The 25,392-nt window shown below is 60.4% G+C and carries 26 protein-coding genes; 11 read left to right on the top strand and 15 right to left on the bottom strand.

The window, feature by feature from the left end:
• Positions 1–45 precede the first annotated feature (45 nt).
• The gene (locus tag LOY28_RS09105; protein WP_018928316.1) at positions 46–1,098 is read left to right on the top strand and encodes an AraC family transcriptional regulator; all 1,053 of its coding nucleotides are present in this window, start codon (positions 46–48) and stop codon (positions 1,096–1,098) included.
• Positions 1,099–1,318: 220 nt separating this feature from the next.
• On the opposite strand, the gene LOY28_RS09100 is transcribed toward LOY28_RS09105, so the two are convergent.
• From LOY28_RS09100 to LOY28_RS09070, 7 genes are all read right to left on the bottom strand, one after another.
• Complete coding sequence (locus LOY28_RS09100; RefSeq protein ID WP_064616844.1) at positions 1,319–2,329, bottom strand: YeiH family protein; 1,011 nt, start codon at positions 2,327–2,329, stop codon at positions 1,319–1,321.
• Positions 2,326–2,652: a Rieske 2Fe-2S domain-containing protein gene (locus tag LOY28_RS09095; RefSeq protein ID WP_026286598.1), complete on the bottom strand. Its 327-nt coding sequence runs from the start codon at positions 2,650–2,652 to the stop codon at positions 2,326–2,328. Before LOY28_RS09095 ends, LOY28_RS09100 begins: the two co-directional genes overlap by 4 nt.
• On the bottom strand, positions 2,649–3,329 hold the full coding sequence (locus LOY28_RS09090; RefSeq protein ID WP_258613380.1) for a DsbA family oxidoreductase: 681 nt from the start codon (positions 3,327–3,329) through the stop codon (positions 2,649–2,651). Before LOY28_RS09090 ends, LOY28_RS09095 begins: the two co-directional genes overlap by 4 nt.
• Positions 3,326–4,657 (bottom strand): MFS transporter, encoded by a 1,332-nt coding sequence (locus LOY28_RS09085; RefSeq protein WP_018928320.1) that lies wholly within the window; start codon positions 4,655–4,657, stop codon positions 3,326–3,328. Before LOY28_RS09085 ends, LOY28_RS09090 begins: the two co-directional genes overlap by 4 nt.
• 108 nt (positions 4,658–4,765) lie before the next feature.
• On the bottom strand, positions 4,766–5,818 hold the full coding sequence (locus LOY28_RS09080; RefSeq protein ID WP_086945292.1) for a 3-keto-5-aminohexanoate cleavage protein: 1,053 nt from the start codon (positions 5,816–5,818) through the stop codon (positions 4,766–4,768).
• 88 nt (positions 5,819–5,906) lie between these two features.
• Entirely contained in the window at positions 5,907–6,752 is an 846-nt protein-coding gene (locus LOY28_RS09075) for a TauD/TfdA family dioxygenase (RefSeq protein ID WP_258613379.1), read from the bottom strand.
• Between the two features lie 14 nt (positions 6,753–6,766).
• The gene (locus LOY28_RS09070) at positions 6,767–7,747 is read right to left on the bottom strand and encodes a quinone oxidoreductase (protein WP_258613378.1); all 981 of its coding nucleotides are present in this window, start codon (positions 7,745–7,747) and stop codon (positions 6,767–6,769) included.
• 284 nt (positions 7,748–8,031) lie between these two features.
• On the opposite strand from LOY28_RS09070, the gene LOY28_RS09065 reads away from it, so the two are divergent.
• From LOY28_RS09065 to LOY28_RS09030, 8 genes are all read left to right on the top strand, one after another.
• The gene (locus LOY28_RS09065) at positions 8,032–8,484 is read left to right on the top strand and encodes an Ohr family peroxiredoxin (protein ID WP_086945290.1); all 453 of its coding nucleotides are present in this window, start codon (positions 8,032–8,034) and stop codon (positions 8,482–8,484) included.
• Positions 8,485–8,682: 198 nt separating this feature from the next.
• A complete protein-coding gene (locus tag LOY28_RS09060) occupies positions 8,683–9,144 on the top strand; it encodes a MarR family winged helix-turn-helix transcriptional regulator (protein WP_018928325.1) in 462 nt (153 codons plus the stop codon).
• 264 nt (positions 9,145–9,408) lie between these two features.
• A complete protein-coding gene (locus tag LOY28_RS09055) occupies positions 9,409–10,185 on the top strand; it encodes an ABC transporter substrate-binding protein (RefSeq protein WP_019581928.1) in 777 nt (258 codons plus the stop codon).
• Between the two features lie 91 nt (positions 10,186–10,276).
• Positions 10,277–10,966 carry an ABC transporter permease gene (locus LOY28_RS09050; RefSeq protein WP_258613377.1) on the top strand — a complete coding sequence of 230 codons (690 nt, stop codon included), beginning with the start codon at positions 10,277–10,279 and terminating at the stop codon, positions 10,964–10,966.
• A gap of 14 nt (positions 10,967–10,980) precedes the next feature.
• Positions 10,981–11,679 carry an ABC transporter permease gene (locus LOY28_RS09045; protein WP_018928327.1) on the top strand — a complete coding sequence of 233 codons (699 nt, stop codon included), beginning with the start codon at positions 10,981–10,983 and terminating at the stop codon, positions 11,677–11,679.
• A 9-nt stretch (positions 11,680–11,688) separates the two neighbouring features.
• Positions 11,689–12,801 carry a succinylglutamate desuccinylase/aspartoacylase family protein gene (locus tag LOY28_RS09040; RefSeq protein ID WP_018928328.1) on the top strand — a complete coding sequence of 371 codons (1,113 nt, stop codon included), beginning with the start codon at positions 11,689–11,691 and terminating at the stop codon, positions 12,799–12,801.
• An 18-nt stretch (positions 12,802–12,819) separates the two neighbouring features.
• Positions 12,820–13,584, top strand: a complete 765-nt coding sequence (locus LOY28_RS09035; protein ID WP_018928329.1) for an ABC transporter ATP-binding protein — start codon at positions 12,820–12,822, stop codon at positions 13,582–13,584.
• Positions 13,585–13,763: 179 nt separating this feature from the next.
• Positions 13,764–14,672: a MurR/RpiR family transcriptional regulator gene (locus LOY28_RS09030; RefSeq protein WP_018928330.1), complete on the top strand. Its 909-nt coding sequence runs from the start codon at positions 13,764–13,766 to the stop codon at positions 14,670–14,672.
• A gap of 96 nt (positions 14,673–14,768) precedes the next feature.
• On the opposite strand, the gene LOY28_RS09025 is transcribed toward LOY28_RS09030, so the two are convergent.
• The 6 genes from LOY28_RS09025 to LOY28_RS09000 all read right to left on the bottom strand — a co-directional run bounded on the left by LOY28_RS09025 (position 14,769) and on the right by LOY28_RS09000 (position 20,249).
• Positions 14,769–16,100, bottom strand: coding sequence for a dicarboxylate/amino acid:cation symporter (locus tag LOY28_RS09025; RefSeq protein WP_225602796.1), 1,332 nt, complete (start codon positions 16,098–16,100; stop codon positions 14,769–14,771).
• Between the two features lie 95 nt (positions 16,101–16,195).
• On the bottom strand, positions 16,196–16,579 hold the full coding sequence (locus tag LOY28_RS09020; RefSeq protein ID WP_258614424.1) for a VOC family protein: 384 nt from the start codon (positions 16,577–16,579) through the stop codon (positions 16,196–16,198).
• A gap of 166 nt (positions 16,580–16,745) precedes the next feature.
• Entirely contained in the window at positions 16,746–17,687 is a 942-nt protein-coding gene (locus tag LOY28_RS09015; protein ID WP_258613376.1) for a D-2-hydroxyacid dehydrogenase, read from the bottom strand.
• On the bottom strand, positions 17,684–18,079 hold the full coding sequence (locus LOY28_RS09010) for a VOC family protein (protein WP_138867096.1): 396 nt from the start codon (positions 18,077–18,079) through the stop codon (positions 17,684–17,686). The genes LOY28_RS09015 and LOY28_RS09010 overlap by 4 nt, the downstream gene beginning before the upstream one ends.
• The gene (locus tag LOY28_RS09005; RefSeq protein ID WP_258613375.1) at positions 18,076–19,044 is read right to left on the bottom strand and encodes a hydroxymethylglutaryl-CoA lyase; all 969 of its coding nucleotides are present in this window, start codon (positions 19,042–19,044) and stop codon (positions 18,076–18,078) included. The genes LOY28_RS09010 and LOY28_RS09005 overlap by 4 nt, the downstream gene beginning before the upstream one ends.
• A gap of 14 nt (positions 19,045–19,058) precedes the next feature.
• On the bottom strand, positions 19,059–20,249 hold the full coding sequence (locus LOY28_RS09000) for a CaiB/BaiF CoA-transferase family protein (RefSeq protein WP_258613374.1): 1,191 nt from the start codon (positions 20,247–20,249) through the stop codon (positions 19,059–19,061).
• 117 nt (positions 20,250–20,366) lie between these two features.
• Here LOY28_RS09000 and LOY28_RS08995 point away from each other — a divergent pair, with 117 nt between their 5' ends.
• Positions 20,367–21,269, top strand: coding sequence for a LysR family transcriptional regulator (locus LOY28_RS08995; protein WP_258613373.1), 903 nt, complete (start codon positions 20,367–20,369; stop codon positions 21,267–21,269).
• A gap of 28 nt (positions 21,270–21,297) precedes the next feature.
• Here the strand turns inward: LOY28_RS08995 and LOY28_RS08990 are convergent, their stop codons facing one another.
• Both LOY28_RS08990 and LOY28_RS08985 read right to left on the bottom strand, forming a co-directional pair.
• Positions 21,298–22,407, bottom strand: coding sequence for an MFS transporter (locus LOY28_RS08990; RefSeq protein WP_258614423.1), 1,110 nt, complete (start codon positions 22,405–22,407; stop codon positions 21,298–21,300).
• A 136-nt stretch (positions 22,408–22,543) separates the two neighbouring features.
• Complete coding sequence (locus tag LOY28_RS08985) at positions 22,544–23,485, bottom strand: LysR substrate-binding domain-containing protein (RefSeq protein ID WP_018928345.1); 942 nt, start codon at positions 23,483–23,485, stop codon at positions 22,544–22,546.
• 497 nt (positions 23,486–23,982) lie between these two features.
• Here LOY28_RS08985 and LOY28_RS08980 point away from each other — a divergent pair, with 497 nt between their 5' ends.
• Complete coding sequence (locus tag LOY28_RS08980; protein ID WP_258613372.1) at positions 23,983–25,359, top strand: MFS family transporter; 1,377 nt, start codon at positions 23,983–23,985, stop codon at positions 25,357–25,359.
• Positions 25,360–25,392 lie beyond the last annotated feature (33 nt).

The raw sequence follows: 25,392 nt of genomic DNA, 5'->3' as shown, positions 1-25,392 counted from the left end.
CGCCACGCTCATTTGAATCGCAACCGGCCCAGGAAAGACTTTCGCATGCCCAAGCTTGTTCGCGCCGCCGTCTTGACCAACTACCTGGAAGTCACTCAATACCTGGGGTTCAACCCGCGCGATGTACTGGCCGGCGTCGGCCTGAGCAAAGCCCTGCTGCAAGCGCCCGAACACCGCATTCCCATTGATGCCGCCGTACGCCTGCTGGAAGACTCGGCCGCCGCCAGCGGCTGCCAGAATTTCGGCCTGAGCATGGCCGAGTCGCGCCAGCTCTCGGACTTCGGAGTCGTCAGCCTGCTCCTCAGCCACCAACGTACGCTGCGTGATGCCTTGCAGGTCGTGGTGAATTACCGTCACCTGATGAATGATTCGCTGGCCATCTTCATTGAAGAGGCCGACAAGATGGTGATCATTCGCGAGGAGGTAGTCACTGAATCGCCAATGCCTTCCCGCCAGGCCACTGAGCTGGCCATCGGGGTCATGTTCCGCCTGTGCGCTGCCTTGCTCGGTACACACTGGCACCCCTACAGCGTCAACTTCACGCACCAGCCCCCGGACAACCTGCAACTGCATCGCCGCCTGTTCGGCTGCACGCTGGAGTTCGGCAGTGAGTTCAATGGCATTGTCTGCTCCGACGCCAGCCTCGACATGACCAACCCCAATGCCGACCCGGCCATGGCGCGCTACGCCCAGAGTTACCTCGACTCGCTGCTCAACCACGAAGGCCCGTCGATACTGTTCGAGGTGCGCAAAGCCATCTACCTGCTGCTGCCGATGGGACGCGCCACCATCGAGCAGATCGCCCAGACCCAGGGCATGAATGTCCGGACTCTGCAGCGCCGCCTCAAAGACGACGGCTGCGCCTTCAACGACCTGATCAACGACGTGCGCCGCGACCTGGTGCTGCGCTACCTGGACAATCCGAATTACTCGCTGGGCCGGATCGCCGACATGCTCGGCTACTCCATGGCGAGCTCCTTCACACGCTGGTTCATCACCCAGTTCGGCATGCCGCCCGCTACATGGCGCAGCGCACAAAAACACACCGTCAAGTCACCGACTGCCCCAACCACCCTGCCCGCACCGCAAAAAACCTGAGCCAAAAAAAACGGCGACTGCTGGCACAGTCGCCGTAAAAGAACCGGTATCAGTGACACCGGCCGAGAGTCCCGTGGCGAGGGAGCTTGCTCCCGCTGGGGTGCGAAGCAGCCCCTTTTTTAAGACCACTGCATTTTTTCAGAAAGTACGCGGCGAGCCGTTTTGGGGCCGCTTCGCACCCCAACGGGAGCAAGCTCCCTCGCCACAGGATTTTGTGTGCCTACAGCCCCCAGCGCAGCAACAGCAACACCAGCACGACCAGGAACACCGTCTCCCCCACCATCAGCAGAATGGGTTTGATACCGACCGCCGCCAGCTCCTTGAGCTGAGTCTTCATACCCAGGGCGCTGATGGAAACCACCAGGCACCAGCGCGACAGTTCATTGACCGAACCTTGCACCACCGGGGCGATCCAGCCGGTGCTGTTGATACAGGCCAACAGCAGAAAACCGACGGCGAACCACGGTAGCAGCGGTGGCCGCTTGCCGGTCGGATCGGCACCCTGCATGCGCGTGACCATCGCCGCACAAACGATCACCGGCAGCAGCATCGCCACCCGCATCAACTTGACCACCGTGGCGGTATCGCCGGTCTCGGTCGACAGGCTGTAACCAGCGCCGACGACCTGGGCGACATCGTGGATGGTCGCCCCCAGGAACACCCCCGCCACTTGCGGCGACAACGACAGCCAATTGGCAATCATCGGGTACACGATCATTGCCAGGGTCGACAGCGCCGACACCCCGATCACCGTGAACAACGTCGCACGTTCTTTCTGTGGATGATTGGGCAACGCCGCCGCCAGCGCCAACGCCGCCGAGGCACCACAAATCGCAGTGGCGCCACCGGTGAGCATGCCGAACAAGCGCTGAAACCCCATCGCCTTGGCCGCGATCACCGAGACGCCGATCGTCACCACCACCAGAATCACCACCAGCGCCACAGGCTTCCAGCCCAGCGCGGCAATCTGCTCAAGGGTGATGCGCATGCCGAGCAAGGCCACGCCAATGCGCAACACAGTGCGTGCAGTGAATTCGATGCCAGCCTTGCAGGCACCCTCACTGGCCAGGAAGTTCAGCGCCATGCCCAACAGCAAGGCAAACAGCATCACCGGCGCACCGTAGTGCTCGGACAAAAAGGACGCGGCGGCCGCCACGATCAAGCTGACGATAAAGCCTGGCGCCAATTCGCGCGTTCGGCTGTGGATACGGGTAAGCGCGATAGCGTTCATGGCGCGGGCTCCTCGCAAGCGATGACGATGAATGCCTGGCCGTCAATTGTCTCGACCGGATAGTTGGCAACTTTGACCTGGGTTGAATTGAGCAAGTAACCGCTGCGCAGATCGAAGCGCAGGCCATGGGCGCAGCACTGGATCACTCGCCCCTCAAGGCGCCCGCCACACAACGAGGCGCCCTGGTGCGGGCAACTGTCGTCAATGGCGAACAGGTCCCCTTCGATGTTGAATAGCGCCAGGCTTTTGCCATCGCATTCGAACAGCGCACGACCGCCTGCCGGCGGGAGTTTTCCAGCGGGCACGGGGATTCGAAGACTCATACCGGTTGCCGCGCGCGATGACTGTCGAGCAAGGCTTCGCCCATGGCGTCAAATAGCGCCTCGGCAGGCTGAGCGCCCACCACTGTCAGGCGACCATCGAACTGAAAACTGGGCACGCCGCTGGCGGCTTCCGCCTCGTTGCCAATGTAAGGATCGCCGTCGCCTTGCAGGCAGGAGGCCATGGCATCAGGGTCGAAGCCACACGACCGGGCGATGGCAAGCAAGGTCTCCTGGCAGCCCAGATCCTCACCGCTCTCTGATCCCTGGAGCTGGAAGTAAGCAGCGAACAAACGCTCAAGCAAAACATCGCATTGGGCGCTATTGCCGAGCACCCTCGCATGCTCCAGCAAGCGATGGGCGTCGGCGGTATTGGGCATGCGGACGATACGACTCAAATCGATGGGCACGCCCACCGCCATCGCAGCCTGCTGCACCTGGGCCAGGCGCATCGCTACGGCTTTAAGACTGCCCAGGCGCTTGAGGTAAAAATCGACAAAGGGTTCACCCTGTGCCGGCAACTGCGGCAGCAATTGCACCCCGTGCCACACCGTGGTGATTTCCACGCCGGGTTGCCGGACACGCAGCAGGTCTTGCGCGCGCGCAAGTTGGCGCTTGCCGATCAGGCACCAGGGGCAGATGAAATCGAAAAACACATCAATACGTAAACGACCACTCACAACTTCACCTCTAACACCGCTTTGCCAATCGAATCGTGGACTTGCTCGCCCTGAAGCCGGGCCATGTCCTTGTGGTAATGACACTTGGCGTAAAAGAACACGGCCGCTGCCGCGATACTGACCAGTGGCACCATTTGAAAAGCCGCCTGCAAGCCGATGAGGTCGGACACCCGGCCGGTGATGAACGGCCCAGGCGCCAGCCCCAGCATGTTGTTGGCCAAGGTCAGCGTGGCGAAGGCCGTGCCATGGACCGAGTAATGGGTCAGGTTGGCAACCATGGCTCCGCAAGGACCGGTCGTGCCGGCGGCAATCAACATCCCCAGGCAGATCAGCACCAATTGCACAGGCCCTGGCGGCAGGGCGAAGGCCGTCGACAACAGCAGACAACTGCCCAGGCAATAGGCGATGGCCAAAGCGACTTTGCGCTCCGGCGAAGGGCGACACAGTCGATCGCTGAGCATGCCGCACAGGATCATCCCCGCGCCGCTGCACAGCACGATGATCGCCGCGACGCCGCCCGCCTTGTCCGTGGCCATGTCGTAATAACGATTGAGGTAGCTGGGCATCCACACGATCACGGTGCCGCCGACGAACAGTTGCAAGCCACTGCCGATGTAGGCAGCGATCACCGAGCGGCTGGAAAACAGCGTACGTAGCGGACGCTTGACCGCGGCAGCCGCCTTGTTCGCCGCCTGCGCGGCACGTTGCGGAGCAATGCGTGCTTCCTTGACGATGATCGGGTAAAGCACCGCCAGCAGCAGGCCGAACAGCGCCATGCCGGCGAACGACCAGCGCCAGCCCAGTTTGGCGGCGATGGCACCGCCCAGCGCCATGCCTAATACCGAACCAAACATGCCGCCCGCCATGAAGGCACTGGCCAGCGTTGCACGCATGTGTTTGGGAAACACCGAAATCACCACCGCGATGCCGACGCTGCCATAGGCCGCCTCACCGACCCCCACCATGAAGCGGGCGATAAACATCTGCTGGTAGTCCTGCGCCAACGCGCAGCCCAGTGTGGCCAGGCTCCACAACAGCGCCATCAACGCCAGGCTCTTGACCCGACCGAAGCGATCCGCCAACAACGACAAGGGGAAGGTGAGCAGGCCGACCATCAGGGCGACAACGCCACTGAGCAGACCGAGCTGACCGTCGCTCAGGGCCCACTCGCCCTTGAGCATCGGGAACACCGCATTCAGTACCTGGCGCGACATGTAATCGGAAATCAGCAGGCCGAACGTCAGTGCGAAGACGATCCAGGCATACTTGCGCGCAACGCCGACGCCACTGCCGTCGTCATCGTCTGCGGCGATTGGGTGAAAGGCCATGCAGCCTCCTCAAAGCTTCGTTTTATTGTTGTTATCAAGCGTGTTGCCATGCAGCGAGCGGGAGGCGTTTAACCGCCCGCTTCGTCTGCCGATCAGTCGATCAGTCGATCAGCCGCGTTGCGGCACACCCTTTTGTCCAGCCTTGCGGTTGGGGGCCATGCCATTGGCCAACAGGGTTTCTTCGATGCTTTGGTACTGCACACCGATGCGATAGATCTCGCGGGCTTCTTTACCGGTGGCGATTTCGCGACCCAGTTCATGGGCAATGCGTACGGTTTGCTCGATTTGCTGCACCGAGCTGAAACGCTTGCCCTTCTGATCAATGATCGTGTCTTCAATCCCCACGCGAGGGTGCAGCCCCATCGCCAGCGCCATGGTATTGAACGGCAGTACGTTCTTGAGCAGCGATTCAGCGGTCAGGGTGCAACCGTCCGGCGCGCGATGGATGAAGTTGAAGAAGTTGAACGGATTGGGGCCATCGAAACCGCCGCCGATGCCGATCCAGGTCAGGTTCAACGGCCCCCTGTACACGCCTTTGCGTACCAGGCGTTCAAGGGTCTCCATGGCATGCATGCCGGTCAGTTGGAAATGCGGCTGGATGCCGTTGTCCATCAGGCGCTTGAGGTGTTCGGCGACCCAGGCCGGGCCTGCCGGTACGGTCATTTCGCTGTAGGCCGCCTGATAGGCAGGGTTGGCCAGGGACGTACCTTCCAGGTATTCCGGATACAGCAGCTCCATGATGTTCATCTGGGTGGTGTTGATAGCCACCGTGACCTGATCCGGTTTTGGCGTCAGCTCCGCGAGCATGTGGCGAGTGTCGTCAGACAGCCACTTGGCCGCTTCACCATCGCTTTCGGGTGCGAAAGAAATCGAACCACCAACCTGGATGATCATGTCCGGCACGGCTTCACGCACACCGGCGATCAACTCGTTGAACTTGGACAGACGCTTGGAACCCTTGCCGTCCAGTTCGCGCACGTGCAGGTGCAAAACCGTGGCACCCGCCTCATAACAATCGACCGCTTTCTGCACCTGCTCATCCATGGTCAACGGGATGTCTTCGGGAAAGTCTTCCGGCATCCACTCGGGGCCATACGGGGCCACGGTGATGACCACCTTTTCCATGTTTTCCGGGTGCAGGGAATCGTCGAAGAATTGCATGGGTTACTCCTATTATTATGGTTGTCCACACGCCCGGATCGCGCCGGGCAGACGTGTCTGTGAGAGCGAATGCAGCTGCGGTCGATCGTTAAGTCTTGTCGCCGATGATGCCGGCGCGTTCCATCTTGCGATGGCACGGCGGGTAATCCATGACGGCGTAGTGCTGGGTACTGCGGTTGTCCCAGATGGCGATGCTGTTGGGTTTCCAGCGCCAGCGCACCTGGTACTCGGGGATGTAAGCCTGGCTGATCAGGTAGCGCAGCAACTCACTGGCACCCGGGTTGGCGTCCTGGCCAAAGCGCACCCGCTCGGGGGTGTGGTAGTTGCTCAGGTGGGTAGTAAAGGCGTTGACGAACAGCACCTTTTCGCCAGTCTCCGGATGAGTACGGACCACCGGATGCTCGGCATCCGGGTACATCGCCTTGAGCGCCAGACGCTTTTCAATCGGCATCGCGGCACCGAAACTCGCTTCGATGCTGTGGCGCGCACGCAGGTCGGCGATCTTCGCCTTTACGTCATCCGGCAACCGCGCGTAGGCCTCCACCATGTTGGCCCACATGGTGTCGCCGCCAACTGGCGGGCATTCCACGCAACGCAACACACAGCCCATTGGCGGCACTTCGCGCCAGGTCGCATCGGTGTGCCAGGCGTTCTCGTAACGGTCCATCGGCTGGTCCGGGCGCTTGTAGATGCGCACCAGCCCTGGATGATCCGGGTCACTGCCGGCCACCGGGTGATCCTCCAGTTCGCCAAAGCGCCGGGCGAAGGCCACGTGCTCGGCGCGGGTGATCTCCTGATCACGCAGGAACACCACGCGATGCGTGAGCAACTGAGCACGGATCTCGGCAAAAAGACCGTCGTCATGCACCGCATCGGCGAGGTTGACGCCCAGCAGTTCCGCGCCAATGCTGCAAGTCAACTGTTCGACTTTCATGGAAGACGACTCCCTTAAATGACGAAAATCGATGAGCCCGTGGTCTTGCGTGATTCCAGGTCACTATGGGCCTGGACGGCATCCTGCAAGGCATAGTGCTGGTTGATCTCGATCCTGATCCGGCCGCTGCCGACATGGTCGAACAACTCATTGGCCAACGCGGTTTTTTCCGCCGGGTCGGCGATGTAGTCGGCCAGGGCCGGACGGGTCATGAACAGCGAGCCTTTCATCGCCAGCAGTACCGGATCGACGGCCGGGATCGGACCGGAAGCCGTGCCGACGCACACCATCAGGCCACGACGCTTGAGCGAATCCAGGGAACCCATGAAGGTGTTCTTGCCGACACTGTCGAACACCACGTTGACACCAACACCGTCCGTCAACTCGCGCACACGCTGGGCGACGTCTTCATGGCTGTAATTGATCACATGGTCGCAGCCATGGGCCTTGGCGATTTCACCCTTGACCTCGGTGGACACGGTGCCGATGACGGTCAGGCCGAGCAGCTTGGCCCACTGCGCCACGATCAGGCCCACGCCACCTGCGGCGGCGTGCAACAGAATGCTGTCGCCAGCCTTGAAATCGTAAATGCGCCGCATCAGGTACGACGACGTCAGGCCCCGCATGGTCATCGCCGCGGCGGTCTCGAAACTGATGGTTTCCGGCAATTTGATCAGCGGTGCGGCCGGGATCAACCGTTCGGTGCTGTAGGCACCCAATGTATTGAGAAAACCGGTGTAGGTGACGCGATCCCCCACGCGCACGTTGGTAACCCCCTCGCCGATCGCCTGGACCACGCCGGAGGCTTCGACCCCCATGCCATTGGGCATCGGGATCGGATAAGTGCCATTGCGAAAGTAGGTATCGGCATAGTTCAGGCCCACCGCCACATGACGCAGACGAACCTGGCCTGGACCGGGCTCACCGACTTCGACCTCCTCATAACGGAGGACTTCGGGACCACCGGTTTCGTAGAAGCGTACGGCTTTGGCCATGTTTTCTTATTCTCCAGTCTGCAAGGTTGGCGTGCAGCGTCGATTTGCGCTGACTGGACTGTAGGACGCCGCCTGACGAGCCGCTTCTCATCAGACGACAATGGCTTTTCATTTCATGACAGTGAGCCGGCAGGCAGGGGTGGCATCCACAGGCCACTCGTCGGGCGGCGCAACCCGACCGATTGACAGCGATGGGTGCCTGCGCAATTATTATTATATCGCATGCGATACAAACGCATACGATACACAAAATCACATCATTCGAAACACTGAGGATCCACCCCATGAGCAAGATCGAAAAAGTCCTGATGACCGGCAAAACTCACACCACTGCCAGCGCCGCTGGCAACACGTCGCGTGGCCATAACGGCAGCCTCGACATCACGCTGTCGTCGCCTGGAAGCGCGAAACCGGCGCACGTGTTCGCCGCTGTTCAGCCACACCCGACCGCCGAGCAATTGTTCGCCGGTGCATGGTCGGCCTGTTACACCGCCGCTGTCGGACTGGTGGCCAATGACATGAACGTGGTGCTGCCGTCTGATTTGTCGGTCGACATCGAAGTCGATCTGGGCCAGACCGGTGCGGCCTACTTCCTTCAGGCTCGATTGACGCTCCGCGTGCCGGGTCTGGCGCATGACGTTGCGACGACACTGGCGCACACCGCCGATCAGATTTGCCCGTACTCGAAGGCGACGCGCGGCAATATCGACGTGGCCCTGAACGTCCTCACGGTTTAACGCACCACGATTGCATTTTTTTCTGCAAATACATCGCATGCGCTTTAAGCGCGTGCGAACCACAAACCCATACGTGCGGCCGGTCAGACGTTGCTGTCAGACCGGCCACCGTCAACAAATCAGAGCTGTTCCGACACAATCGTATACGAGGTATATTTTGCCTTTGCGAGCCTTCTACTTTGGCCAACGAGGAAGCACATGAAACGCACTGACAAGACCGTCCCCGCTGATCTGAAGCTCTCCGACTTCCTGTGTTTTGCGGTCTATTCCACGAACCTGGCCTTCGGCAAGGCCTACAAACCAATACTCGAGCACTTGGGGCTCACCTATACGCAATACATCACCATCGTTGCGCTATGGGAGGAAGACCACCAAACCGTGGGCAGCCTTGGCGAGAAGCTGTTTCTCGAATCGAACACGCTCACACCGATCCTGAAGAAACTGGAAGCGATGGGCTACCTGCAAAGGCAACGTGATCCCGAGGACGAGCGGCAGGTGCGGATCAGCCTGACGAAAAGCGGTCGACAGCTACGCGAAGACCGCCCCGAAACGGGCCTTTCCCACGCAACGGGTCTGGAACCGGACGAGTTCACACAGTTGCAGAACGCGATCGTGAAACTGCGCAACAACCTCATCAAATCGACGAAAGCCGAGGGATGAGCAAAACAAATACCTTGATACCGAAATGAAAAAACGGGCGCCCTGATCGGCGCCCGTTTTTTATTCAAAGGCTCGCTGGCAGGGCTGCGGCTACTGCCCATGAGTACTCCGCTTGTCGCCCCGCGTTGATATGTTTATTTTCACACGATTGATTTGTGAAATATTTTATGTCATTTATAGCCTCGCAAATCATCAGGACAGTCCACCTCGCCAGACCGGACGGCAGCCCCGTATCACCAACGCCCCATCCAAGGAGTCAACAATATGAACAAGACAGAACTTCTAGGTGCTCTGGCACTGTGCGCCGCAAGCTTGCTGGCACACGCCGACGAGGACAGCCTGCGTATCGGCATCGAAGCCGCCTACCCGCCCTTCTCCTTCAAGACGCCGGAGGGCAATGTCAGTGGTTTCGATTACGACATCGGCAACGCGCTGTGTGCAGAGATGAAGGTCAAATGCGAGTGGGTCATCCAGGAATTCGACGGCATGATCCCGTCGCTCAAAGTGCGCAAGATCGACGCTGTGCTGTCGTCGATGTCGATCACTGAAGACCGGATGAAGTCGGTCGACTTCAGCAAAAAGTACTACCACACGCCGGGCAAGTTCGCGATGAAGAGCGGCAGCGTGATCAACGACCCGCTGGTCGATCTCAAAGGCAAGAAAGTCGGCGTACAACGCGCCTCGACCTACGACCGTTTCGCCACTGAGCAACTGGCGCAAGCCGGCGTCGAAGTGGTCCGCTACGGCTCACAAAATGAAGCCTTCCTCGATCTGGCATCAGGTCGCCTGGACGCCACCCTCGCCGACATCGTCAACACCGATGAGAGCTTCATCAAAACCCCCATAGGTAAAGGTTTCGCTCTGGTGGGGCCGGACATCAACGACCCGAAATACTTCGGCAGAGGCGCCGGGATCGCGGTGCGTAAAGGCGACAGTGCGAACGTTGCACGCCTGAGCGCAGCGATTGACGCCATCCGCGCCAATGGCAAGTACCAGCAAGTGATGGCCAAGTACTTCGCCTTCGATATCTACGGCGAATAAGCCGTTACCCGAAACCCTGGCGCCGGCGTTTGCGGGTGCCACTTCTGGCTTGTCTCGCGCGCCTCCCGGCGCTCGCTTGAGGAACTTCATCATGCTTCACGGCTACGGATCGAGCATTCTCGATGGCGCCTGGCTGACCATTAATCTGGCCCTGACTTCCATGACCATGGCGATTGCCCTGGGTCTGATCGGCGCCGCCTTTCGTCTGTCACCGTTCAAATGGCTGGCGATGCTGGGCGAAGGCTATACCACCCTGATTCGCGGTATTCCTGACCTGGTGCTGATCCTGCTGATCTTCTACGGCGGCCAGGACCTGGTGAACCGCATTGCCCTCGCGCTCGGTTACACCCGCTACATCGACATCAACCCCTTTATCGCCGGCGTCTGCACCATGGGCTTCATTTTCGGTGCCTATCTCTCTGAAACCTTTCGTGGCGCCTTTATGGCGATCCCTAAAGGTCAGGCCGAAGCCGGTGTGGCTTATGGCATGAGCGGCGCTCAGGTGTTCTGGCGGATTCTGGTGCCGCAGATGATTCGTTTCGCCATTCCGGGGTTCACCAACAACTGGTTGGTGCTGACCAAATCCACCGCGCTGATCTCGGTGATCGGGTTGCAGGACATGATGTTCAAAGCCAAAAACGCAGCGGACGCCACCCATGAGCCGTTCACGTTTTTCCTCGCGGTGGCCGCGCTCTACTTGCTGCTGACCAGCGTGTCATTGCTGGTGCTGCGCTATCTGGAAAAACACTACTCGGTCGGCGTCAAAGCCGCCGAACTGTGACGGGGAGCACCGCCATGATTCTCGACTACAACCTGATCTGGGAAAACCTGCCGCTGTACCTCAATGGCGCCTTGTTGACCCTCAAAGTTCTACTGATTTCCCTGGCCGTTGGCCTGGTGCTGGCGATTCCTTTAGCGCTGATGCGCGTCTCTCGATCGCCGTTGATCAGCTTCCCGGCCTGGCTCTACACCTATGTGATTCGCGGCACCCCGATGCTGGTGCAATTGTTCCTGATCTATTACGGCTTGGCGCAGTTCGAAGCGGTACGCCAAAGCGTGCTCTGGCCTTACCTGTCCAGCGCAACCTTTTGTGCCTGCCTGGCCTTCGCGATCAATACCAGCGCCTATAGCGCGGAACTGCTGGCCGGCAGTTTGAAGGCCACGGCCCACGGCGAGATCGAAGCCGCCAAGGCCATGGGCATGTCGCGCTTTACCTTGTACCGCCGCGTGCTCCTGCCGTCGGCCTTGCGCCGGGCACTGCCGCAATACAGCAACGAAGTGCTGATGATGCTGCAGACCACCAGCCTGGCGTCGATCGTCACCCTGGTCGACATCACCGGAGCCGCTCGTACGGTCAGTTCGCGGTTCTATCTGCCATTCGAGGCGTTCATCACCGCCGGCCTTATCTACCTGGCCCTGACCTTCATCCTGGTTCGTCTGTTCAAGCTGGCCGAGCGCCGCTGGCTGGCCTATCTGGCACCGCGCAAGCACTAAGGAGCTGTTATGGAGCACATTGAATACCTGTTGCCGTGGGGGGCCTCGGGCACAGAACGACGGCTGTCGCTGTTTCGTTTTGGCAGCGGGCCGCGCAAGGCCTACATCCAGGCCTCCCTGCATGCCGACGAGCTGCCGGGGATGCGCGTGGCGGCTGAACTTAAGCAGCGTCTGCGCGTGCTGGAAGAACAAGGTCGCCTGAATGGGGTCGTCGAGTTGGTGCCGATGGCCAACCCGATTGGCATCGCCCAGATGTTCCAGGCCACCCATCAAGGTCGTTTTGAGTTCTCCAGCGGGAAGAACTTCAATCGTGATTTTCCAGAGCTGGCCGAAGCTGTGGCGGCGCTGGTGAAAGGTCGACTGGGCACCCACGCCGACGTCAACACCGGGCTGATCCGCCGCGCCATGGCCGATGTTCTCGCCGACATGCCACCGCCGACCTCGGAACTCGATGGCCTGCGCCGCCTGTTGCTTTCACATGCCTGTGACGCCGATGTGGTGCTGGACCTGCACTGCGATTTCGAGTCGATCATGCTGCTTTACGCCATGCCGCAACACTGGCCGCGCCTGCGCTCATTGGCCGCTCGACTGGGTGCCGGCGCCGCATTGCTGGCCGAGGATGCGGGCGGCAGTGCCTTTGATGAAGCCTGCGCGATTCCCTGGTTGCGCCTGGCCGAACTCTTTCCTGAAGCCGATATTTCTTTGGCCTGTGTGGCGACCACCATTGAACTGCGCGGCATGGCCGATACCGAACGCGAGCCCTGCATCGACAGCGCGCAGGCCATTCTCGGCTATCTCGCCGAGCAAGGCCTGATCAGCGGTGACTGGCCCGCCGCGCCACCGACCGAGTGCGAAGCGACACCCTTCGCCGGTGCCCAGTACGCCTACGCACCGCACCCGGGGGTGGTGAGTTATCTGCAACCGCTGGGTGCCCGGGTCAGGGTCGGCGACCCGCTGTTCGAAGTGCTTGATCCGCTGACCGATCGCCACAGCATCGTGCGCGCCAGCACCGACGGCATCCTCTATGCCCGTGAACGTCTGCGCTTTGCCCAGCCCGGTTTGTGGCTGGCCAAAGTGGCCGGTACTCGCCCTATTCGCCAAGGCCGCTTGCTCAGCGACTGATTCCAGAGAGTTGAAACCATGTACAAACTTGAAATTCAGGATCTTCACAAAAGCTACGGCACCCACGAAGTGCTCAAGGGCGTGTCCCTGGAGGCGAAGGCCGGTGATGTGATCAGCATCATCGGCTCCAGCGGTTCCGGCAAAAGCACCTTCCTGCGTTGCATCAACCTGCTGGAACAGCCCAACGCCGGCAACATCGTGCTCAATGGCGAACCGCTCAAGCTGGTGACCAACAAACTCGGCGGGCTCAAGGCTGCCGAGCCCAAACAGCTACAACGCATGCGTTCGCGACTGTCGATGGTGTTTCAGCACTTCAACCTCTGGTCGCACATGAGCGCCCTTGAAAACGTCATGGAGGCCCCGGTGCATGTGCTGGGCATGAACAAGAAACAGGCGCGGGAAAAGGCCGAGCATTACCTGAACAAAGTCGGCGTGGCGCACCGCATGGACGCCTGGCCGGCGCATATGTCGGGTGGTGAGCAGCAGCGGGTGGCGATTGCCCGGGCGCTGGCCATGGAGCCGGAAGTGATGCTGTTCGATGAACCGACCTCAGCCCTCGACCCCGAGCTGGTCGGCGAGGTGCTGAAAGTCATGCAGGACCTCGCACTCGAAGGCCGCACTATGGTGGTCGTGACCCACGAAATGGGCTTTGCCCGCGAGGTCTCGAACCAGCTGGTGTTCCTGCACAAGGGCCTGGTCGAGGAGCGCGGCAATCCGCGTGAAGTGCTGGTCAATCCGCAGTCCGAGCGGCTTCGGCAGTTTCTGGCCGGCAGCTTGAAATAATCATACACTCCAGCCAACTTATGCCCCCGCGCAAAACCCCGTAGGAGCGAGGCTTGCCCGCGAAGCGAACACCGCGGTTTTTCAGGCATTGCGCGTTATCGTTCTTCGCGGGCAAGCCTCGCTCCTACAGGTTATGCGCCTGCCCCATCTCCAACCCTTCAGGAACTGTAGAGCCGGACATGCCGACCCCTTCGAAAGACACCACGGTCTATGCCGCGCCGGTGATGCGTAAACTGGCGGAAATCGTTTCCGATCTACAGCCTTCACTGCGCAAGGTGGCGGATTTTATCCTGCGTCACCCGCTAAGGGCCGCGACGCTGACCATCGAAGAAATGGCCCATGAAACCTCCACCTCGCCGGCCGCGGTCAATCGTCTGGCCAAGGCACTGAACCTGGGTGGCTACACCGGCATGAAGGCCGAGCTGGTCGCGACGTTGCAGCAGATGGTGTCGCCGGTCGACAAACTGCGCAACGAACTGGCGCATCGTCCTGGCGGTGCATTTGGCCTGCATGAGCAAATCCAGAGCGCCACCAGCAACCTCGCCACGGCAGCCACCAACAACCACGCCGACACCTTTGAAGCCTTCGTCACCCGCCTGATCGAAGCGCGTAAAATTTACATCCTGGGCTTTGGCAACAGCGTCTACTTCGCCGGCCTCGCCGCCTCGACCCTGATGCCCTTCTGTGCCGACGCCACCGCCATCAGCATGGAGGGCGGCAACGAAAATGCCGCTTACCGCCTGGCCGCCATCACCGATCAGGATGTGTTGCTGGCGATCTCCCTGCCGCGCTATTCCCTCGACACCCTGCAACTCGCACGCTTCGCCAATGAGCGCGGCGCCTCGGTGCTGGCGATCACCGACTCACCCGCATCGCCGCTCACCAGCATTGCCGAACACGTGCTGTTTGCCCCCGCCGACCATCCGGTAATGACCAGCTCCAACATCGCCGTGCTCGCCTTGATCGAAGGATTGGTGGCGGGTGTGATGGCGCGCAATAAAGAAGCGGTCAAGTTGGCGACCGAGCTGACTGAAAGCGTGATGTCTTATTTGCATATTCCTGCCAGCAGCAAATCTCCGAAGAAGTGATATCTGACAGGGCTTGCCCCATGGGCAACCTGAAAACCCAAAACCACCCGGCTTTCGTGGACCGGGCGGTCTTGGGGCTGTCTTGCGACAACTCGTTCAGGACTGTGCCTCAACCTCCCTGGCACAACCATTGCGCAACTCTGACGCCAACTTCTGTTCGTCCAGCGCCCCTTCCCACTTGGCGATGAACAGCGTGGCGACACCGTTGCCGATGACGTTGATCAATGCCCCGCCCTCGGAAATAAACCGGTAGACCCCAAGCACCAACACCAACCCGGCCGCCGGAATCACATCCAGGCTGCCAAGGGTGGCCGCGAGGGTAATGAACGCACCGCCGGTGACACTGGCCGCGCCCTTGGAGGTCAGCAACAGAATCAACAACAGGGTGACCTGGTGCCACAGGTCGAGCGGAATATCCAGCGCCTGGGCGATGAAAATCGCCAACACTGTCATGTTGATGCAGCTGCCATCGAGGTTAAAACAGTACCCCGAAGGCACCACCAGCCCCACCACCGACTTCTCGCACCCCAGGCGCTCGAGCTTGCCCATCAACCGAGGCAAGGCCGACTCCGAAGATGAGGTGCCCAACACCAGAAACAGCTCATCGCGGATGTACTTGAGAAACTGCCACAGGCTGAAACCGGCCAGGCGCGCGACCAGGTTGAGAATCACGAACACAAAAAACAGCGCCGTCACGTAATAGCAGATCAGCAAGTTGCCATACGCCCCCAGGGAGCCGACGCCGTACTTGCCGATCGTAAAGGCCATGCCGCCGAAGGCCCCCAGCGGCGAGACATACATCACGATCTTGACCATGCGGAAAAACGCCTGGGCTACCAGATCGATCAGGTTCAGCAACGGTTTGCCGGCAGCACCGAGCATCTGCAAGGCGAAGGCAAACAGGATGGAAATGAACAGCACCTGGAGAATATCGCCTTCGGCAAAGGCACCAAACACGGTACTGGGCACGATATGGGTGAGAAAGCCCACCACACTCTGTTCATGGGCCAACTTGCTGTAGCTGTCGATGGCATGGCCGTCGAGGGTCGCCGGGTTGATGTGCATGCCCGTACCAGGCTGCATCAGGTTGACCCCGATCAGCCCGATCACCAGCGCCAGGGTGGTCAGCACTTCGAAGTACAGCAACGACTTGAAGCCAACCCGGCCGATGCGCTTGAGGCTCTGCATGCTGGCAATGCCACTGACCACGGTGCAGAAGATGATCGGCGCAATCAGCATCTTGATCAGCTTGATGAACGTATCGCCCAGGGGCTTCATTTCTTCGCCGAGACTGGGATAGAAATGACCGAAGATGATGCCCAGCACAATCGCCAGCAGCACCTGCACATACAGGTGGCGGAACACTCGGCGCAGGCGTGAATGGCTCGGCTTTTTTTCGGCAATCGAGGGTGTAATTGTTGTTGTCATGATGGCTTCCTCGCAGGCGTGATGCATTTCCCCAGGTAGCCGACCGCCACATCGGTGCACGACCGATCGCCTGGGAAAGAGTGTTCGGGGGATGATTACTGCTGGATGTATTCGGAAATCTCGATCAGGTTGAGATCGGGATCACGCAGGTACACCGAGCGAATGGGCCCCCGGGCCCCGGTTCGGGTCACCGGACCTTCCACCAGCGGCCAGTTCACCGTTTTGAGGTGGGCGATGACTTCGTCCAGTGGCGCGCTGGCGATAAAGCACAGGTCCAGGGCCCCTGGCACGGGCACGTGGGCCTTGGGTTCGATGTCATGACCGCGCACGTGCATGTTGATTTTCTGGTTGCCGAACGTGAAAGCCACCCGGCCCTCGCCGAATTTTTCCAGGTGCATGCCCATCACCTTGGTGTAGAAATGAATGGTCGCTTGCGGGTCGGTGGCAGTCAGGACGATGTGGTCGACGTGATCGATCATCCCAACCACCGGAGCACCTGGCGGCACGATGGCGGCCGCCACGGCAGGCGTTACCTGCAGCAATGCGCCCAGGGACAGCGCGGCAATGAACAACGAGACAAACTGACGGACCGGTGTGATTGTTATTGTTTTCATGAGTGGACCTTCTTGTTGGGTGGTGAAGCCTTCACGACACGAGGTTGATCAGGTTCCCCAAGTGGTAGCCCTGCAGGTTGCCAAGGATGCCGTCGGCCAGCCGTTGCAGGCTGCTCTGGCTGACCCAGGCCACGTGGGGTGTGACGATCAGGTTGGCATGGCGGCTATTGAGCAAAAGGTGGTCGGCCGGTGGTGGCTCCTGGCAAAGCACATCGAGGGCCGCGCCACCGAGGCGACCGCTGTCCAGCGCATCGAGCACCGCCGCTTCGTCCACCAGCGGTCCGCGAGCGGTATTGATCAGCAACGCGCCGGGTTTCATCTGCGCCAGTTCCAGGGCCCCGATCAGGTGTCGGGTACGCTCGGTCAATGGACAGTGCAGAGAAATCACGTCGCTTTGCGCCAGCACCGTTTCAAAGGACTGGTACCCCTTGCGCACCGGGACCACGCCACGGTGTTCGGCAAACAGCAACTGCATGCCCAGGGCGCTCGCCAGACGTGCCGTAGCCAAGCCGATACCACCTCGGCCGATGATGCCCAACACGCTGCCCTGAACATCCCGGATCGGCGCGCGATGGACGCAGAAATGCCGCGAATCCGGCCAGTCCCGCAGCGCCGCAGCCTGGTAAGCGAACAGCTGTCGACGCAGGGCGAAGATTGACGCGATCACCGACTCGGCGACGCTTTGTGCCGAGTAGGCCGGGACGTTACACACCGTCACGGCAAAATCACGGCAGGCCGCCAGATCAATGCAGTCGTAACCGGTGGCCGCGACGCAGATAAAGCGCAGGTTCGGCAGTTGCTCAAGTTCGGCCCGGCCGATGCGCACTTTGTTGGTGATCACCGCATCGGCATCCCGGGCGGCTTCCACCACTTGGTCCGGTGTCGTGTCGGGGCGGTCCTGCCAGTCCGAGACCCAGGCCGGGCGAGCAATGCTCACGGGCAGGCTATCGCTATCAAGAAATACCACTTTCATGCTGCACGCTCCGGCTGGACGGGTTCGGAAATCTCGATCAGGTTCAGGTCCGGATCACGCACATACACCGAACGTATCGGCCCGGTGGCACCGGTACGTAACACCGGGCCTTCGATGATGGGCCAGTCGACACGGGCCAGGTGCGCGATCATTTGGTCCAGAGGGATCGAGGCGATAAAACACAGGTCCAGCGCTCCCGGCACCGGCAAATGCGCCTTGGGCTCGAACTCGTGGCCACGCACGTGCAGGTTGATTTTCTGCTGGCCGAAAGCGAACGCCTTGCGCCCACCAGCAAAGGTTTGCACCTGCATGCCCATGACCCGCACGTAAAAATCCTCGGCAGCCACGGGGTCGATGGTGGTCAGCACTAAATGGTCGAGATGATCGATCATGAGTGCAGCTCCTGGGCTCGGGCCGACGGCACCTGTTTTTCCAGGTTGGCGACATGGGCGGGAATCGGGTGCAGGTCCAGGCGTTTGCCGGCCTTGAGGATCTGGCTGGGAATGTCGTGACCGACCAGACCCGGCAACTGCGCGGCGACAGCCAGCACCCGGTCCAGATCAACCCCGGTGTTGAAGCCCATCAACTGCAGCATGTGCAACAGGTCTTCGGTGCACACATTGCCGCTGGCCCCCGGCGCATAAGGGCAACCGCCCAGGCCGCCAAGGGACGAATCGAAACGATCGACCCCGGCCTCGATGGCCGCCAGCGCATTGGCCAGGCCCATGCCACGGGTATTGTGGAAATGCAGGGTCAGCTGCAGCGCCGGAAAACGCTCACGGACGGCCCGGGACAGCATCTCGACCTGACTCGGGTACGCCATGCCAGTGGTGTCGCACAAGGTCACGCCGCGAGCTCCCAGCTCGGCGAAGCGCTCGACCCAGTGCAACACCTCCCCTACCGGAACATCGCCCTGCATCGGGCAGCCGAACACGGTCGACAACGACACGTTGATCGCCACCGGCCCCTGGCCGATCACGCTGACCACTTCGCTGAGCTGGGCAAACGACTGTTCGCGGCTCATGCGCAGATTGGAACGGTTGTGCGGTTCGCTTACCGACATCACCAGGTTGGCTTCATCGATGTTGCACGCCAGGGCCCGCTCGGCACCGCGCACGTTAGGCACCAGCACGGTGTACTCCACCGCCGGATTGCGCTGGATACCCTGCATCACCGCCTCGGCATCGCGCAGCGCGGTAATGGCCTTGGGCGATGTGAACGAGGTGACCTCGATCTTGGCGAAACCACACTGGCTGAGCGCATCTATCATGGCGATCTTGTCGACGGTTTCGATAAAGCGCGCTTCATTCTGGAAGCCGTCACGGGTCGCGACTTCCTGCAAGAAAAGACGTTGCATGTTGATTCTCCGGTTCAAATGATGCCGCGCTGGCGCCAGCCGGCTTGCTGCGCAGCGTCGATGCCAAGCTCGCCCAGAATCTCGGCGGTGTGCTGACCCAGGGTCGGCGCCGAGCGAGTCACGCTGCCAGGCGTGGTACCCAGCTTGGGGACGATGCCGGGCAAGGTCACCGGCGTGCCGTCGTCCAGCTGGCTGTCGAGCAGCATGTCGCGCGCCCGGTAATGCGGGTCCTGGGCAATGTCGGCAGCGTTGTAAATCCGGCCGGCCGGGATGCGCGCCTCGGTCAGGATCGACAAGACTTCGTCGAGGCTGAGCCGCGCGGTCCATTCGGAGATGGCGGCATCGATGCGCTCAACCTGCAGCACTCGGCCGTGGTTCTGCGCAAGCGCTGGATCAGCCCCCAGATCGCGGCGCCCAATCACTTCCATCAGGCGTTGATAGATGCTGTCGCCATTGCCGGCGATCAAGGCAAAACCACCGTCACGGCAGCGATAGGCATTGGTCGGCGCGATACCCGGCAAACTGCTGCCGGCGGGCTCACGAACGGCATTGAACACCGAGTATTCGGGCAATAGGCTTTCCATCATGTTGAACACCGACTCGTACAGCGCCACGTCGATCTGCTGGCCGTCACCGCCGTTCTGCTCGCGATGACGCAGGGCAAGCAGAATCCCGATGACCCCGTGCAAGGCCGACAACGAGTCGCCGATGGAAACGCCAACCCTTACCGGGGTCCGCCCGGGCTCGCCGGAAAGATGCCGCAACCCGCCCATCGCTTCACCGATCACGCCGAATCCGGGACGGTCACGGTACGGCCCGGTCTGGCCGTAACCAGAGACCCGGAGCATGATCAGTTTCGGATTCAGCGCGTGCAGCATGTCCCAACCCAGCCCCCAGTTTTCCAGAGTCCCTGGGCGAAAGTTCTCTATCAGTACATCCGCGTCGGCCAGCAACTGGCGCACCACCTGTTGGGCTTCACGCTGGCGTAAATCAAGGGTCAGCGAGCGTTTGTTGCGAGATTGCGCGGCCCACCAGACGGAAGTACCGTCATGCAGCAAGCGCCATTTGCGCAACGGGTCACCGGTGACCGGAGGCTCGATCTTGATCACGTCGGCGCCAAATTCACCGAGCATTTTCGCCGCAAATGGCCCGGCAATCAGTTGACCGAGCTCCACGACCTTGACACCTTGCAGAGGTAACCTCATGACGTTTCCCGTTCTTGTTGAGTACTTGTGGCATGGATAATCGACACAAACCGGGCAGATGAAAATTTCATATTTCGCCACTACTCTTTCCAGAATGGAAAACCTTGGATCCTCTTGATGATCAATCCCCTGCATTTCGATCTGCTGTCATTGCGCCTGCTGATCTTCGCCGCCGAATCCGGCAACCTGACCCGTGCCGCCGAAAAGGCCAACATGACGGTCTCGGCGGCCAGCAAACGGTTAGCCGAGCTGGAACGAACGACCCAGTGCCCACTGTTCGTGCGCCTGCCAAGGGGGCTCGAACTGACCGCCGCGGGACAAGGGATCGTTGAACATGCCAGAACGATTCTGGAAGGCGTGAACCGGATGGCGTGCGACGCCAGCGATTACGCGGTCGGGGTGCGCGGGCATGTGCGGCTGTTCGCCAACACTTCCGCCGTCGTCCAGTTTCTGCCGGACGACCTCGCGTCTTTCCTGCGCGCCAATCCGAACGTGCGTATCGGGCTGGAAGAAGCACTCAGCGAACCGATTATTCAAGCCGTGGAAAACGGGCGCGCCGACATCGGCATTTTTGCCGACAACGTACCGGCCGAGGGCCTGTACAAACTGCCCTATCGCGACGACCGACTCGTGCTCCTGGTGCCGGTCGGCCATGAACTGGCGAATGAGCGCAACGTGTCCTTTGCCGACACGCTTGGCTTCGATTATGTCGCGCTCAACCAGGGCAGCTCGTTGCTGCGCAGAATCACCGATGCCGCCGTCAGTGCGGGCAAGATCCTCAAGGTGCGGATCCAGGTCAGCAGCTTCGACGGCATCTGTCGGATGATCGAAGCCGGCTTGGGCATCGGGATCTTGCCGTTGTCATCCGTACGTGCCGAATTGCTCGGCAGCCGTCTGATTGCTGTCGACCTGAGCGATGACTGGGCGCACCGCACCTTGTTCGTGGGGGTTGCGAGTCAGGCGCAACTGACCCCGGAAGCGGCCAAGTTGTTCGAGTATCTGAGCAGCGTGCGTGGCTGACCCTGCCGCAGGGTCGGCACTGTTCTTTTCACACCAGCCTAATGAGCAGCAAGACCAACAGCACATTCAATACGGCCAACGAACTCAAGCCCGCAAGCACTCCGCCAGCGCCCCAGGTCTGCAATAGGTAGCCGCCAGCGAGGGGGGTCAAGGCTTGTCCAATGAGCGAGGGCCGAGCCATGCGCCCCATCAGCAAAACATAATGGGTGGGCGACATAAGGGCCAACGGCAGCAGGCCTCGAACGATCGCCCGCAAACCATTACCCGCGCCGTAGATCACCAGTCCCACCGCGGTCATTGCCGGCGCCATGGTCACCAGCAACAGACCAACTGCCACGAATACCACGCAGATCAATGTCGTCCAGATCGGGTGTCGCTTTCGCGAAAACACTTGTAGAACACGTGAACCGACCTGACTTGGACCCAGCAAGGCGCTCAGTCCGATGGCGGCTGCGAGCGAATAGCCCTGCCCCTGCAACAATGAAATCAGCTGGACAGACATCGCCGTCATGATCACTGCACCCAACGCAAAAATCAGTGTGAGCAGCAGGTAGATCCGCCGGTCGATCGAGAGGCTTTCATCACTCATGGCATGGCTTTTTGCGAGTGGCCCCGCGCCCCGCGCCAGTACCCAGAGATAAAGCGGTGCCACGGCAATGATCAATAACACCCCATAAGCCACACACGTCGTGCGCCAGCCAACATGCTCGATGACCAACGCAACCGCTGGCCATGACAGCGTTGTCGCAAACCCTGAAATAAGCGTGATCCCGGTAATCGCACTGCCCGCCCGCTCCCCGTACAGAGAACCTAAAGCGGCGAACAACGCTTCATACAGCCCCAGCGCCATACCGACGCCAATCACTGCCCAAGACAAAAGAAACATCGGCAACGAGGTCGAGCTCGCCATCAGAAACAACCCGATGGCGACGCCCAGGCCGCTACTGGCAAGGATGGGGCGGCCGCCGTAGCGGGCGATAAGCCGGCTGGTCAATGGCGCCAGCATTGCAGAAACCAGAATGCTCAGAGACAGCGCGCCATACACCCATTGGCTGGCCCAGCCGGTCTCTTTCATGATTGGCTCAGCCATGACGGCCATCAGGAAGAACGAACCTCCCCAGACCAGAACTTGCAGCATCCCCAATATAAAAATGCCGAATACGCCAGGCAGTCGCGTTTGATGGTTCAAGACAGTGTCATCAGTGGTGAGAAAAAAGCAGAAGTCGTGAGCAGCTGCGCAACAACGGGTAGGGGCTAACAGATTGGCCGATGGCTCAAAGCATGTGCCCGGCCCAGATTTTGCGATTGACCAGATCGGCTGCAATTTCGATAAAGGCATCCCCGACAAATTTCGCGGCCGGGCTGACGCGCCTGTCCGCGGGAAAGACCAGGACCAATTTACGCATGGGAGCGGGGTCGACCAACGGTGCCGCACTGAGCACGCCCGCTTCGATTTGCGCGTAAATCGAGGCCAACGGCAAAGCGGTCAAACCGAAGCCATTGCGGACCAGGTCGATCATCGCGCCGAAGGAATCGGCTTCAACGCTGGTCTTGAGCTTGATCCCGACTTCACGCGCACAATTATCCAAAATCACCCGAAGGCCATGTCGGGCGCTGGGCAATACCAACTGTTGCTCGGCCAGCGACGCGAACGACACCGGCGTATCAAGACGCAGGTTGGCGCTGGCAGGGCCGACCAGCAGCAGGTTTTCCATCATCACCGGCACGATACGCAGCGTGTGCAGGGGTTGCGGATCGTAGGAAATCGCCAGTTCCAACTCGCCACGCTGAACCCAATCCAGCAGGTAGCCGCTGAAGGCCGAGGAAAACCTGATGCCGAGATTCGGATGCGCCTCTTTGATCTTGCGAACCAGAGGGACGGTGACGATTTCCGCGACCGTCGGCGTTGTCCCGATGACCACCGTTCCACGGAAAGAGGTTTTTCCGCCCACCACCGAGCTTCGGATGGACTCCATCTCTTCCATGATTCGGGTGGCATGGGCCAGCACTTCGCGGCCGGCCTCGGTAATTTCCATGCCTCGCCCATGTCGGTCGAACAGGTAGGTGCCGAGTTCCTTTTCCAGTAACCGGATTTGCCGGCTCAGGGCCGGCTGCGCGATGTGAAGACGATCCGAGGCCTTGCTGAGACTGCCCAGCTCGGCCACATGAATCAGGGTCTTGAGTTGAACGACATCCATTACCAGGCCAGTCAGCATCGGGCTCGGCGCGATATGCGTCGAAAGTGCTGTGAGTGTAATCGCATTTGCGCACCTTGGAATGCCCCGCCAACCGTGTATCGCGAGGCCTCAAGACTGGCGAGTCGGCTGTATCCCCCAGCGCGCCGGGGCTGCACGCCAAGCTATAGAATTCAGGTATATCAGTTAGGCCTGCCTGACGGCTTATTAGCCTCCTGACTCTGCGGTAGCGTGCAATCAACGTCGGCGCCAAAGAGCGCTCGACTCACTACAAGAATAAGATTCGAGGGCTCGCGCCATGATGTTCAATGCTTCGTCTTACCTGACCTGTCCGATTTCCCCCGGCCACGTACAGCTCGCCATGCTCGTGCATCCTCCCTCCCCTTTCTCTTCAGTAAACCCGGCCACGAACGAGTTCACGCCGCTTCGTTAAACCCGACAACCCATCGAGCCAGTCACGTCGGACACGCATCAGCGTGCTCCTCGTATCGCCTCGCCTTGAAGAAAGGGTGAACAGCATGTCCGCATCAATCACAGACGCCAAAGACCACGCTGCCGCAGCCGCTCCGATGAGAGCGCCGAACCGCGTCAAAGCCATCATGGGTGCCTGCTCGGGCAATCTGGTGGAGTGGTACGACTTTTTCATTTACGCCTACACCGCCATCTACTTTGCCGCTTCGTTTTTCCCCAAGGGGGACACCACCAGTCAGCTATTGGCGACCGCGGGGGTCTTCGCCGTCGGCTTTTTCATGCGCCCGCTCGGTGGCTGGATATTCGGCTGGATTGCCGACACTCGTGGCCGCAAGGTGTCGATGATTATCTCGGTGTTCATGATGTGCGCCGGCTCGCTGCTGATCGCCGTCATGCCCACCTACACAACCATAGGGGTCGCGGCACCGATCCTGCTGGTGGTGGCCAGGTTGATTCAGGGCCTGTCCGTCGGCGCGGAGTACGGCACCGGCGCCACCTACATCAGCGAAATTGCGACACCAGGTCGTCGCTGTTTCTATGGTTCCTTCCAGTACTTCACCATCATTGCCGGTCAGTTGCTGGCCTTGATGACCGTGGTCATTCTCCAGCAAACCCTGACCGGCGAAGAGTTGCGCGAATGGGGCTGGAGGATTCCGTTCTTCATCGGCGCCCTGAGCTCGATCGTGGTGGTGTATCTGCGGCGGGCCATGCATGAAACCGCAACCAAAAAAGACATGAACCGCAAAGATGCGGGCTCTCTGCGCGGCCTGTTCAAACACAAACGGGCGGTCGCCCTGGTGGTGGCGTTCACCATCGGTGGCTCGCTGTACTTCTACACCTTCACCACCTACATGCAGAAATTCCTGGTGATCTCCGCAGGCTTCAGCCCGGAAACGGTGAGCTTCATCATGACCGCCGCCCTGGTCGGCTTTATGCTCTGCCAGCCGCTCTTTGGTTTGCTCGCCGACCGCATCGGGATCAAGGCGCACATGCTGATGTTTTCCGGGTTGGCCATGTTGCTGGTGATTCCCCTGCTCTATTCATTGCAGTCGGTCAGCAGCCCGTTTATGGCGTTTCTGCTGGTGTTTGGCGGGCTGGCCATTGCCTCGCTCTACACCCCGATCGCCGGGATCGTCAAAGCCGAACTGTTCCCACCTGCCGTGCGCGCTCTGGGCGTGGGCTTTCCGTATGCCGTCGGCAATGCGGCATTCGGCGGCACTGCCGAGTACGTCGCCTTGTCGCTTCGTTCGCAGGGGATCGAGGAGTATTTCTTTTTCTATGTCGCCGCGGTGGTGACCATCACCTTCATCGCCGCGATGTTGATGCCGAATCTGTCTCGCTACGGGTACATCAGCGGTTCCGGTGAGATCGAAGAGCGCACCGGGCTCAAGGGTTACTCAAAACCGAGCGCTGCCGGGGTCTGACCAAGAAATTTGAGCGCCAAAAGTCCTGTGGGA

This window comes from Pseudomonas sp. B21-017, from assembly GCF_024749245.1.
Classification (GTDB): Bacteria; Pseudomonadota; Gammaproteobacteria; order Pseudomonadales; family Pseudomonadaceae; genus Aquipseudomonas.
The sequence above is the reverse complement of the archived record's forward strand: the minus strand, read 5'-3'. Positions and strand labels throughout refer to the sequence as shown.